This window comes from Microcoleus sp. N9_B4, assembly GCF_036701635.1.
GTDB lineage: Bacteria > Cyanobacteriota > Cyanobacteriia > Cyanobacteriales > Microcoleaceae > Microcoleus.
Genome location: NZ_JAUBRC010000035.1, coordinates 63,620 through 76,838, shown reverse-complemented (window position 1 = coordinate 76,838; position 13,219 = coordinate 63,620). Strand labels below are relative to the sequence as shown.

Here is a 13,219-nt window from a genome sequence, read left to right as displayed (position 1 = left end):
TGGGCAATCACTTCAGGCTTAAATTTTGAAAATTTATAACCATCAATTCTATTTAAAGACCTGCGGAATGTGGGTTTCAAGGCACTGAACTGAAGAAAAAGCAGGTACAAAAATATGTATCTCGTCGCAAAGAACCCAAGAAAAAATATCGCAGACGGAGTACATTTGGTGTTGGATTAGATGGAGAAAAGTGGGTTAATTATCTAGAACTATATTCTGACGAGGTAGAACAGTTAATGAAGTTAACTCCAAATAAACGCCGCTTTTATCAACAAGGTATGCGGGCCGCAACCCTTATACAGTCTATCTCGTAGACCTCTTTGTCACCCCCCCAGCATCTCAAAGTATTAATTCAGATGTGGTTATTGCCTGTATTGATGCTTTTTTTCCCACAGTAGATAAGCCAACGGTGATTGTCACAGATCAAGCTTCTATTCATACCAGTGATGCTATTGTTGACAAACTTGAAGAGTGGAAGCAACGTAATATTACTCTTTTTGAGTTGCCTTCTTACTCACCTGAATTAAATTTAATTGAAATTTTATGGCGGTTTATTAAGTATGAATGGATTGAAATATCTGCTTACAAGAGTTGGGGAACTTTTGTTACATCTGTGGAAAAAATCCTGAAAGAATTTGGAGAAAACTATGTAATTAATTTTGTCTAGCTACTTATATTGATTGTTAAGCGATCAGAAAAATCTGATCAGAAAAATCTGATCAGATAGTTATCAGATAGCGCGATCGCTTTTACTTTTGGCGATCGTACCCGAGAATGAAACAGCCCTGGGATGCTCCCGGCTTTTAAGGCAATTTGCTGGGGAGTCCGATAAAGGTTGACAATCTGCCAAAGTTGCTCTCGTTCTGGAGCTGCCAATTCCAACGGATTTGGGGCTAGTATGGGCATCGATCTGTTCTACTTTCTACATCTACCTATAAATGGTAGCTTTATTCCCGCCCCAGTGTACTAGCTATATTTTACAGCGCCTATCTCAATCAAAATTTTAATGGCTCCCCGCAACGCCGTCTTACCTCAGCTTTTGACCTGGTATTTTACCAGGTGGGTACCGTTGGCTCGGACTTAAAGTTTCTGGGTACAAGCCCAGTTTACTGCTGTCCAAACATCTTGATTCCCGAGAGTTAAGAGTTATAGATCAAAAAAACATTATTGGCAGTCACCAACGTCGCAGTAGAACCTTTATTTAATATATACCAACTAACCAGATTTTGGCAAGGTTCGAGCAATTTAACTTGCATACCAGATAGATTCAACGGTTTGAGCGATCGCCTCTGCTGACGATCGCCCCTGAGCCACCAAGTCCGCGTCGAACACAAATGTAACGTGACCGAGTTTGCGGCCGGGACGCGATACTTTCTTACCATACCAATGGACAAAAGCACCGCTGATTTGTGCCAGTTGTTTTCTTTTTGCTAAATAATCGGACTCAGCCGACTCGTAACCTAGCAAATTTACCATGACAGCGCCTGCACATTTCAGAGCCGAATTACCTAAAGGCAGTTGACAAACTGCGCGCAAATGCTGTTCAAATTGTGAAGTTTCACAGGCATCGATGGTAAAATGTCCCGAGTTGTGGGTGCGGGGTGCAATTTCATTGACTAACAGCTTATTATCGGCGGTTAAAAATAATTCAATGCCGAATATGCCGACAGCTTGCAAACTGTTGAGGAGAGTGCGGGCGATCGCACCAGCTTCAGTTTTTACCTCTAAACTAATATCAGCAGGCGCAATCACCAGATGACAAACCTGATTTTGCTGCTGAGTTTCCACTATCGGATAAATCGCAATTTCCCCAGTTGCCGATCGAGCTGCAATCACTGCCAACTCGCGATCGAACGGCACAAACTCTTCCACTAGCAAAGACTGACCTTGGAGTTTAGCACGAATTGACTCAAAACTCCCTCGATCCTTAACAATAAAAGTACCTTGGCCGTCATAACCGTGGCGGCGAACTTTGACGACAAAGGGAAAGTCGATCGATCCAGCATCCGAGTCTCCTTCCATCTGCACGCTGTCGGAAACAGAAATTGCCGGAAAGTCGATCGCCACCGCCTTAAACAATTCCGGGGGCAAATCCGCGCTGCAATTCCATTCCCAAAACCTCGGAGTTGGCAAACCCAAACCTTGTAAATAACAGCGCTGAACGTACTTATCCAACAAAGGAGAAAGCGACGACAAACTCGGCTGAAATAACACACCTTGCTCTTCTAGCGGCCGCAAACCATCCAAATCCACAAACTCATTTTCAAAAGTAATAACATCGCAGCCAGCAGCCAATTGAGCCGTAGCCAAAACATCATCAACAGCAGCCAAAACAGCACTAGCAGCAACAGAAACTGCCGGGTCACTAGCATGGGGAGTTTGCACTACCAATTCAATACCCAGCGAACTAGCAGCATCCCCCATCATCGAAGCTAGCTGGCCGCCGCCGACAACACCCACCCGCTTAAATTTTGCAGACGAACTCGCAGCGGTTTGATTTGATTTCATGTGAGTAAAATTCCCCAGAGTCAACCTGCCTATCTTATCGCTATTTGTCCCCGGATCAATTATAGTAATTGCAGAGTTAAAAGCCAGAAAAGAGTTTTAATTGCCTGATTAAATCGAGGCAGAACCCATAAAAATTGGGCAGCTAAAGTCTTTAATTATTGCACGCTCCCAGCCATTGAGAAACAGCCGTCGAAGCCCACTCCTTCAGAAAAGTGCCACATCTAGCCATTCCCTAGCGCCAAGCATGGCATAATTGACAGCACTGCAAAAAGCAGATAGACAGATGCCAACACTGAAAATCAGACATTCAGGGAACAAAATTTATAGGTGAGGATACTGTGAAAGTTTTAGTTGTGGGAAACGGAGGTCGCGAACACGCGATCGCAAAAAAACTGCTAGAATCTACGCGGATTAAACAAGTATTCTGCGTACCGGGCAACGGTGGCACAGCTACCACCCCAGGCTGTCAAAATCTATCGCTCAACATCGACGACTTCCAAGGCATCGAACGCTTTGTGATGGTCAACAACATCGGATTAGTCATCGTCGGCCCCGAATTGCCCCTATCGCTAGGCATCGCCGACTATTTCCAACAGCGAAAAATGATGATTTTCGGCCCCACCAAAGCCGGCGCCCAAATTGAATCCAGCAAATCCTGGGCCAAAGAATTGATGCTCGAAGCAGGCATCCCCACACCCAAAGCTGCCGTATTTACAGACGCAGAAGCAGCCAAAGCATACGTTCTGGAACAAGGAACCCCAATAGTCATCAAAGCAGACGGACTCGCATCAGGCAAAGGAGTCACCGTTGCCACCACCGTCAAAATGGCTCACAGCGCCATCAACACCATTTTCCGAGGCGAATTCGGCACCGACAACATCCGAGTCGTGGTCGAAGAATTCTTAACAGGTCAAGAAGTCTCGATTCTCGCCCTCACCGACGGCATCACAGTGGAACCGTTGCTGCCGGCCCAAGACCACAAAGCTATCGGCGAAGGCGACCAGGGAGCCAACACCGGCGGTATGGGAGCCTACGCCCCAGCGCCCATCGTCACCCCGGAACTAATGGAAAGGATTCAAGAAGAAATTCTCGAACCCACCCTCGCAGCACTGCAAAAACGCAAAATCGACTACCGGGGTGTACTCTACGCAGGTTTAATGATTACCCCCGACGGAGAACCCAAAGTCTTAGAATTCAACTGCCGTTTCGGAGATCCCGAAACTCAAGCGGTTTTGTCACTGCTGGAAACTCCTTTAGAAGATTTGGTGCTGGCCTGCTGTCAGCAGCGTCTCGGTGAATATTCTATTCGCTGGAAGTCGGGGGCCTCTGTTTGCGTAGTTTTGGCTTCAGGGGGCTATCCTGGAAGTTATCAAAAAGGCAAAGTTATTACAGGTATCGAGGAAGCTGAAGCCAAAGGAGCAGAAGTCTTTCACGCCGGCACCCAGTTGAAGCACCAGCAGTTGGTGAGCGACGGCGGCCGGGTTTTGGGCGTCACCGCGGCGGGAGAAACTTTGGAACAAGCTATCTCCACAGCTTATGCAGCAGTTGATTGTATCCAATTTGAAGGGGTCTACTGCCGTCGGGACATCGGTCGCCGAGCTCTGGGCGATAAAAATTAGGAATTGCGACATCGGCCGCCATCCGAAAGCCAAGCAATCTCAATGTAGAAATGTAACAATGAAGTTTGGTATCTCTGCGGTGGCGGTAGCGGACAAGTCGCAGCAGAAAATTTTATCTGAAGCCAACTGAATTTATCTTGCTTTTAATATTGAACGGGTGAACTGGTGAAATGCTGGCCATACTAAACAAAATCGGAGAAATTATTGCCCGCTGGTGGTCGGATTTTACCCTCCAGACCCGCCTGATGGCCGCTGCTACCCTCGTAGTGTCGTTAATTATGAGTGGCCTGACATTCTGGGCCGTGAATACTATCCAGCAAGACGCCCGACTTAACGATACTCGTTACGGCCGAGACCTGGGCCTGCTGTTGGCGGCAAATGTGGCGCCGCTGATTGCCAAAAACGATCGCTCCGAAGTCGCCCGCTTTTCCCGCCAATTTTACAGCAGCACTTCTAGCGTCCGCTATATGCTTTACGCAGACGAAGCGGGAGATATTTTCCTGGGGATACCCTTTTCGGAATCCGAGGTGGAGACTTCCCTGACACTGCGCCGCCAGATCAAACTTCCCGATAATTTTCTCGCCGATATTGAGGCGAGAAATTTAACTTCTTTGCCTTTGGTGCGGCAGCATTTGACGCCGGATGGAGAAGTTACCGATGTATTTGTGCCGTTAATTCATGAAGACAAATATTTGGGGGTTTTGGCGATCGGCATTAACCCAAATCCCGCAGCAGTTATCTCTTCAAATCTGACTAGGGATGTCACTTTAGCAGTATTTGTCACAATTTGGGTGATGGTAATTTTGGGGGCTGTATTTAATGCTCTGACAATTACTCAGCCGATCAAACAATTAGTCTTCGGAGTCAAAAACATTGCCAGCGGAAATTTTAAGCAGCGAGTTGACCTGCCTTTAGGGGGAGAATTGGGCGAGTTGATCGGCAGTTTTAATGAAATGGCCCAGAAACTCGAAAGTTATGAAGAACAAAATATTGAAGAACTGACAGCGGAAAAAGCGAAGTTAGAAACTTTGGTTTCAACGATTGCTGATGGCGCGCTTTTATTAGACGCAAATTTGCAGGTGATTTTAGTTAATCCGACTGGGATGCGGATTTTTGGATGGGAAGGCAAAAATGCGCTCGGAGTAAATGTTCTTAACATTTTGCCTTCGGAAGTGCAGCAGGACTTGGCTAGACCTTTGCAGGAAATAGCTGCGGGCGATCGCGAAGGCGGCGAATTTCGCATCTCCATGAGCGAACCAGTTAACCGTACAATTCGGATTGTTTTAACTACAGTCATTCTGCACAAAGCGCCCGGTGCCGAACCGCTGTGCAGAAGCTGCATCCGCCATGAGGAAGATACCTGTACCGAACCACAACGCCCGGTAGCTGTAGAGTGTACTTTCTACGAGCAAACCTCCAAGCATCAAGGTTCTGGAAATTACCGGGAAAGTCTCAAAGGCATTGCAATGACTGTGCAGGACATTACTCGCGAAGTAGAACTCAATGAGGCTAAAAGCAATTTTATCAGCAATGTTTCTCACGAATTGAGAACACCTTTATTTAATATCAAATCTTTTATCGAGACTCTCCACGAGTACGGAGAAGACCTTCTAGAAAGTGAGCGCAGGGAATTCCTAGAAATTGCCAATCGAGAAACCGATCGACTAACTCGTTTAGTTAACGACGTGTTAGACTTGTCGCGACTGGAATCCTGCCGAGTTTATCACTTGGAGGCTGTTGACCTCCCCCAAGCTGTCGAACAAACCCTGCGGACTTATCAGTTAAATGCTAAAGATAAAGGCATTGAATTAGAGCAAGAAGTTGACCCGTATTTGCCGCCTGCTTTAGGTCATTACGATTTGTTACTGCAAGTATTTGCAAATTTAGTAGGAAATGCCTTAAAATTTACTCAGTCCGGTGGCAAGGTGACCATTCGAGCGTATTTGCTAGAGTCGGAGACCCCCACCCACAAAGACGGTCAATCCCTCCACCAAAACTTGTCACCGGATGCCAAACATTTTCCGGTAGTGCGGATCGAAATTTCTGATACTGGAATTGGCATAGATCCTGAAGATCAACAAGCAATATTCGATCGCTTTTTCCGGGTAGAAAACCGAGTACACACTTTAGAAGGAACGGGATTAGGTCTTTCTATTGTCAGAAACATTATTGACAAGCATCACACTAAAATTAATTTAGTTAGCGAAGTTAATGTGGGTACGACTTTCTGGTTCGACTTGGCAGTTTATCAGCCGAAACAAACAGTAGAGATGGAAAATTCTTGGCAAGTGGAAGCAACGGTGGAGAGTGAAACAATTGCGAGTCATATTAAGTGAGCCCACTTAATTAAACGTAAAACGCGATCGGTGTTAAAGCCCCGACTTCTTTAAAAAGTCGGGGTTCTGCCTATTCTGTTTAAAAATTTTTCTAATACGCCTGACCAAAGGCTAACATCATCAGTGTGGATGATCCTTAGCTGTCCTATCTAAGCTCAATTTTACCGATAAAACTACATACCAACACCAATAAGTACCAACCCCCAATAGTCCCCCCTCAGTCAAATTGGTCATTAGCATAAATGTTAATAAATACAAAGGCAAACCTGACTCTGGAAAATTTCCTTTAATTAGGTACTTTATACCTCTAAATATATTATTCAAGAATGACCCAATAAACAACAAGAGTCCTGTCCAACCCAGTTCGCAAAGTATATCAAGAAAACCATTGTGAGAGTGGGGTGGTATAAAACCAGTTTTAGCTACTATAATTCCGTAAGCGGGATTTTCCGAGCCACGCCAAGACTGCCAAAATCCTTGTATTCCATAACCAAATATGGGATTATTTTGATTAATTCGATCAATAATTAAAGGCCAAAAATCGGTTCTACCTGTTAAAGTCATATCTTTTTTCAAACCATCCACAATAATAGCCTCTAAATTATTTAACACCAAAATACTTATACCTATACTACCGACCAAAAATAAGATAAAGCAGAGAAAAGCCCATTTTACAGGTAATTTTTTTAAGAGTGCTAAATAACTCCACAAACTGATTAATACCACCGTCAAAATCCGACTAGCACCACTACAACCTTTTTGCAGTCCGACTAAAGCCATTAAAACGATGAATAATGATAAATATCGATACTTACGCTCCTTAAAAGCATATAAAATCCATAAAGAAGCTGTATTAGCCATTTGAAAAGAAAAAGGGTTTTTATGACCTAAAACTCCTGTCCAACAACCGTCCGGCGCTGCATTTGTTTTCACAAGTGACCATAAAGCTAATAAACCAGTTAGCCATCTCAATAATCCATAAATTTCTAACCAACTATACACTTTCCCTACATAAATAGAAGCCAGTGTTACTACCCAAATAGCAAAAATAGCCCTAAAAGTAATTTCAGGAGTTTGTGACCACAATCCCGATAAAGTCATAATCAACAAAAACAAACCTAAAAAAATGTCTCCTGCTATCCATTTAATGCAGATAGAAACTGTTTTTTGGGTAGTTTTAGTTAAGCGGGGAAATATCATTAATATCATGGCCCCATAAATGGCAATTTGAGCAATCATCGTTGGGGGTGTAGTTTCTCGGTTGTAGAAAACGTTAGGATGGAGTTTTGTAAAGGGCATGGCTATGATACCTGATCCACCAGTTATGGTAAAAAAAAGTATCCCCACAAAAATCTTTTCTAATGTGGCACCCAATTTCGGATGGCGTGCGACTAAAATATAAATAGTCACAAAGACGATAAGCGTTAAACACAATAGCATTAACGCAAACATCGGCACTCTTAAAATTTCTTTCATGGCTTTACCTCTATCATAAATTTGTTACTACCTATGAAATGGCTTACTCTCCCTGCTTTACAATTGCCACTGCTGGCGCTGGTACTCACTCTCTCCTACCCTCAAACAAACTTCGCTCAGTCGCCAGCCCCCGCAACAAGTATTAATACTGACTACTATCTAGGTGGTGGAGACAATATTAGAATTGATATCTACGATCTGCCTCAGCTTAGTGGGGAGTATCAAATTCCCGCTGGCGGAGCTATTCAAATCCCCATTATTGGTAGTGTTTCCCTTCAAGGATTAACTTTAGAACAGGCAGCCCAAGTTATCACTAGAGCTTATGGCCAGGTGGTAAAAAGACCTTTAGTTACCATCAGCTTACAAGCTGCCCGCCCGCTTAATATTTGGTTATCCGGTGAAATAAGTCGTCCCGGCTCCTACTTATTGCCCCTAGCTAATGGAGGTGGAACTAGACCATCAATTCAGTTTCCCACACTTCCTCAAGCTTTAGAAAAAGCTGGGGGTATTCGAGCTAGCGCTGATATTCGACGAGTAATTGTGCGGCGTCGGCTCACGGCTAACAAAGAAATAACTATCACTTATAATCTGTGGGATTATTTACAAACTGGCCAGACCAGCCAAGATATCACGTTGCGAGATGGAGATCAAATATTGGTTCCCCCTCAAGAAACAATTAATTTAGCAGAAACAAATCTACTTAGTGAATCTAATTTTTCTATACCAGCAGAGCAACCCCGTACTGTCTCAGTATTCGGAGAGGTGAAGCGTCCCGGTAGATATGTAGCCATTGGTGGTGATACCCGAAATGGTGAAAGAACCAACGGACAGCCGACAATTATTCGTGCTCTACAACTAGCTGGTGGAATCACATCAATCGCCGATATTCGCCAAATCCAACTCCAGCGTTATACTAGAAGTGGGAAACAACAAGTTAGAACTATTAACCTTTGGCAATATTTGCAAGAACAAGATACATCTCAAGATACTATACTACAAGAAGGGGATATCATCTTTGTGCCGACAGCGACGGCGATCGACCCTGGAGAAGTTTCTGTTCTAGCTACTGCTAGCTTTGCTCCGGCGACTTTGCAAGTGAGTGTTATCGGAGAAGTCAATGCTCCGGGTGGACTCAAATTACCTCCTAATACTACCTTAAATCAAGCAATTATGAATGCGGGGGGTTTCAGGTCAAATCGCGCTAACTCTAGATATGTGGAACTGATCAGGCTGAATCCTAATGGCACTATATCCCGATCGGAAGTAGCAATTAATTTGAATCAAGGAATCGACTCTCAAAGCAACCCAGTGATTCAAGATAATGACATAATTATAGTGGCACGTTCGAGGACTGCTATCTTGGTAGACAACATTAACACTGTGTTCTCACCAGTTAATAATATTATTGGTGGAATTCTCGTTCCTACCCGACTCATCGAGCTACTGAGACTATTCGGAAATTAGGAATTAAATAACCTAAATTTTTGCTATGGATAAAAAACTATTGTCTTCCCTCAAGAATGACCTTAATGGTCAATATTTGTCTGCTCCCTCCGCTAATTACCTAGCTAGTACCCCAGCAGAGGATGACCAAGTTCTTGATATGAATTGGGTACTAGCTGTCATCAAACGTCGCCTTCTGGTGATGGGCATAGTAGCTGCCAGCATAGCTACCATAAGCGGTATTTTCGTGCTCAGGGCTGCCAAAAACTCTATTACTGAGTATGAAGGAAAATTCACAGTTTTAGCAGAACCTATTACGGCTGACGATCGGCTATCAAAGCTCTTGGTACAAGCTCAAAATAACAGTTTAGGCATCACAGACTTGAACAAAATTAAATCATCAGCGGAAGAAGGTTCTTCGGTGGATTATCAAAGTTTAGCGCGGGTTTTAAAAAGCCCAGAAGTGTTACTACCATTAGTTAATAAATTGCAAACAAAATATCCAAAGTTTGACTATAAAAGTCTCAGTAGCCGCTTGACGATCCAACGTATTACTTTCTTGCGAGATGGGAAGCAGGGTGGTACTAAACTCATAGATATTAGCTATCGCGATCGAGACCCCAAGCGCATCCAATATGTGTTGGATGAAACGGCTAAATATTACCTAGAATATATGGATAAAGAGCGTTTGAAAGTTAGCAAACAAAGTATTGACTTTATCGCTAGACAAATGCCCCCACTCCAGCAGAAAGTTGATAAATTGCAACAAGAATTACAAATGTTAAGAGTTCAGTATAACTTTAATCAACCAGAACTACGCAGCCGCAGCTTATCAGATCAGCTAGATATTTCAACTAATCGTCGCCTAGAAGTGCAAGCACAACTGGCAGAAAGTAGGCTTCAATATGAAAGCTACAAAAAAAGAGCGTTAACGGGCGATAATCGTTGGATTGTTGAGATTAGCCCCAAGTCTTATGAAAATTTAATTGGCAAAGTAAATGAAATAGAGTCGCAATTAGCTTTAAGCTCTACTCAATTTTATGAAAATAGCCTTCCCATTCAATCTTTGCGAGAAAAGCAGCAAAGTTTGCGTGATTTAATGAAAAGAGAAGCTGATATTGTCCTCTTGCAGATGCAATCACAACTAAAACAGTTGGAAGCTCGCGAGCGATTGATAACTAATAGCCAAAATTCACTGCAAGCAAAAATCACTCAAATGCCTCAAGCTCAACTTCGCTATGATGACATACAATTAAAACTAGAACTAGCTAAAGATACTCTCAAACTATTCCTCGAAAAACAAAAAACTTTACAACTAGATGCTGGTCAAATTGATGGCTCTTGGCAAATTATATCTAAACCCCAGTTAGTCACAAATGAAAATGGTGATCTCTACCCAGTAACAGAAAAACCAACCCGTCGCCACCTAGCCATTGCGATCGTTATTAGCACTTTACTAGGCATTGCTATAGGTTTCCTAGTAGAAGTTTTAAATACTGTTTTCCATACTCCAGAAGAAATTAAATCAGCAACTAAACGCCCTCTTTTGGGAGTCATTCCGATCGCCAAAGCGATGAAAATTAAATCTGGTCGAGGTGAACGTGTTCCAGCTAAATTCACTAGCGTAAGTTCAAATACTAACAGTGCAAGCTTAAAACGAATAATAGTTTCAAATTACAAAGATTTTCCTGTAGTCGAGGCATTTCACTACTTATACACAAATATTCAATTATTAAATGCTGAACACCCAATAAGTTCTTTAACCATCACTTCGACCATTAAAGGTGAGGGTAAGTCAACTGTAGCACTTTATTTAGCTAAAACTGCTTCTGCTGTTGGTAAACGAGTATTATTAGTGGATGCTAATATGCGTGTGCCTCAACTGCACACATACCTTGGCTTATCAAATATGAAAGGTTTAAGTAATGTTTTAAGTTCTGATTTAAGCTTAAATGAGGCTATTCAGCGATTACCCGACGATGACAATCTTTTTGTCCTCACAGCAGGTACTATTCCCTCAGATCCAATTACATTACTTTCTTCGAGAAAGATGCACTATTTAATGGAACAATTCCTAGCCTTATTTGATTTAGTGATTTACGATACGCCACCTTTAATTGGTTTAGCAGACGGCCATTTACTAGCTTCTCAAACTGATGGTACAGTGCTGATTGTAAAAATAGAAAAAACAGATCGCGGTCTGGTAAACAAAGCTTTAGATCAACTAAAGGTAGCCGATTTTAAAGTCTTGGGAGTAGTAGCTAATGGGGTTAAATAAGGGACGCTAAAAATGGAGTTAGATAGCTAAAGGAAGAAGTAAGACAATTTGGGATTGTTGATTTTTAGTTGGGGATAAGTATTAATACCATTTCTCTAAAATCGTGCAACACTCTTCGACCCCCCCTAGCCCCCCCTTGCTAAGGGGGGGGACAAGAATACTGTTGCATTCTTTTTTAAAATTGGTATAACTTACTGGATAGGGTTTTGGAGTTAGCCTATATAGCAATCCTGGCAGGAGTCGTAAATTTTTTACTCTACCCCAACCCTCCCCGCGGGTTCGGGGAAGGAGTAAGAAATTCACAAATGATGCGAGGATTGCTATAAGCTGTCGCGCATTTAAATTGTATATTCAGGGCGGGCGGATTGTATATTCAGGGCGGGCGGGACGCCCAACCCCTACTCCCCACAAGACTTTATTTTTTTTTGATATACAATTTAAATACAGAACAGCTTAGTGGGATTCTTTTTGGAAACTGGCAGAAGAAGCCGATGTAAAATGCAAAATAAGTAAATCAATCTAATTAAACGTAAAACGATCGCACTCTTACCACCCCGACTTCTTAAAAGTCCGGGTGGTAATTAGATCAAGACTTAAGAAAGAGTCTTTCTAGCACGTTCCGATCGCTCTTCTGCGGTATCCATAACATCCGCCATTTTATCCACCATTTCCCCTGGGTAATTTTCTAGTACCCGAGTAGAAAGGGAAATCCGGCCACGACTTTCATCGAGGTCAACCACGATCGCCTTCAAGGGTTGACCGGGGGCAAACACCTTTCCAAGGTTATCAATATATTTTTGGCTAACTTGCTTGATGTGCAGCAAACCGCTAACTCCTTCCAAGTCTACAAACACGCCAAAAGGCTTAATGCTGCTGACTTTGCCTTCCACCAACTGACCAATTTGCAAGTCCTTGAAGGCATTCGATTGAGTAGCCATCCGCTGGGAAAGTACGAGTTTTTCCCGTTCGCGATCGACCTCCAAGAAATTAACGCTCAAAGATTGACCGATCAGCGATTCTAGGTTATCGCGATCGACTAAGTGCGATCGGGGAATAAAGCCGCGCATTCCCTGAACATCTACAGTCACGCCGCCCTTATTCGCGCCAGAAACCCGCACCTGAAGAACTTTACCGGTTTCCTGCAATTCAATTAAATCTTCCCAAGCTTGCTGAATTTGTAACTGTCGCAGAGATAAAGTAACTTGGCCATCTGCATCTTGTTCGCGGATAATCAAAAAGTCCCGTTCCTCGTCCAGCGGAACCACTTCCGACAAATCCGTTACTGTTCTCAAAGCAGCCTCTTCGATCGGCAAAAAAGCCGAAGACTTGCCGCCGATATCAACATACGCGCCGTTTGAGTCGTACTCGAACACTTTGCCGCGCACTACTTGTCCCTTCTGGAACTCGTAATTGTGCTGTTCGAGGGCTTTAGCAAAATCATCCATTGAAAAGGATGCTTTTGCGCTTTGAGAACCTGTAGATTTGGAATTCATGTCAGTTTAGTTGTCAGTTGTCAGTAATTTAGTTGGCAGTCGTCAGTAGAAAAAATTTTCCCACTT

Annotated in this window: 8 protein-coding genes, 1 other RNA gene and 1 pseudogene; 5 read left to right on the top strand and 5 right to left on the bottom strand. The window is 43.2% G+C overall.

Annotated elements, in window-relative coordinates; all coding sequences use genetic code 11:
* Positions 1–334 precede the first annotated feature (334 nt).
* Positions 335–667: pseudogene (locus QUA43_RS21815) on the top strand (transposase); the annotation flags it as partial.
* A gap of 38 nt (positions 668–705) precedes the next feature.
* Here the strand turns inward: QUA43_RS21815 and QUA43_RS21810 are convergent.
* The 3 genes from QUA43_RS21810 to QUA43_RS21800 form a co-directional block, all read right to left on the bottom strand.
* Positions 706–906, bottom strand: a complete 201-nt coding sequence (locus QUA43_RS21810) for a hypothetical protein (protein WP_333376427.1) — start codon at positions 904–906, stop codon at positions 706–708.
* Between the two features lie 101 nt (positions 907–1,007).
* Positions 1,008–1,195, bottom strand: a non-coding RNA gene (gene ssrS / locus QUA43_RS21805) — 6S RNA.
* A gap of 50 nt (positions 1,196–1,245) precedes the next feature.
* Positions 1,246–2,508, bottom strand: coding sequence for a 5-(carboxyamino)imidazole ribonucleotide synthase (locus QUA43_RS21800; RefSeq protein ID WP_333376425.1), 1,263 nt, complete (start codon positions 2,506–2,508; stop codon positions 1,246–1,248).
* A 338-nt stretch (positions 2,509–2,846) separates the two neighbouring features.
* Here QUA43_RS21800 and purD point away from each other — a divergent pair, with 338 nt between their 5' ends.
* Positions 2,847–4,127: a phosphoribosylamine--glycine ligase gene (gene purD, locus QUA43_RS21795; RefSeq protein WP_333376423.1), complete on the top strand. Its 1,281-nt coding sequence runs from the start codon at positions 2,847–2,849 to the stop codon at positions 4,125–4,127.
* Between the two features lie 170 nt (positions 4,128–4,297).
* Positions 4,298–6,463 carry an ATP-binding protein gene (locus tag QUA43_RS21790; RefSeq protein WP_333376421.1) on the top strand — a complete coding sequence of 722 codons (2,166 nt, stop codon included), beginning with the start codon at positions 4,298–4,300 and terminating at the stop codon, positions 6,461–6,463.
* Between the two features lie 120 nt (positions 6,464–6,583).
* On the opposite strand, the gene QUA43_RS21785 is transcribed toward QUA43_RS21790, so the two are convergent.
* Entirely contained in the window at positions 6,584–7,939 is a 1,356-nt protein-coding gene (locus tag QUA43_RS21785; protein ID WP_333376419.1) for an O-antigen ligase family protein, read from the bottom strand.
* 33 nt (positions 7,940–7,972) lie between these two features.
* Between QUA43_RS21785 and QUA43_RS21780 the strand changes: the two genes are divergently transcribed.
* Positions 7,973–9,403 carry an SLBB domain-containing protein gene (locus QUA43_RS21780; protein WP_333376417.1) on the top strand — a complete coding sequence of 477 codons (1,431 nt, stop codon included), beginning with the start codon at positions 7,973–7,975 and terminating at the stop codon, positions 9,401–9,403.
* Between the two features lie 25 nt (positions 9,404–9,428).
* Positions 9,429–11,660, top strand: a complete 2,232-nt coding sequence (locus QUA43_RS21775; RefSeq protein WP_333376416.1) for a polysaccharide biosynthesis tyrosine autokinase — start codon at positions 9,429–9,431, stop codon at positions 11,658–11,660.
* A gap of 593 nt (positions 11,661–12,253) precedes the next feature.
* Here the strand turns inward: QUA43_RS21775 and QUA43_RS21770 are convergent.
* Positions 12,254–13,153 carry a S1 RNA-binding domain-containing protein gene (locus tag QUA43_RS21770; protein WP_333156944.1) on the bottom strand — a complete coding sequence of 300 codons (900 nt, stop codon included), beginning with the start codon at positions 13,151–13,153 and terminating at the stop codon, positions 12,254–12,256.
* Positions 13,154–13,219 lie beyond the last annotated feature (66 nt).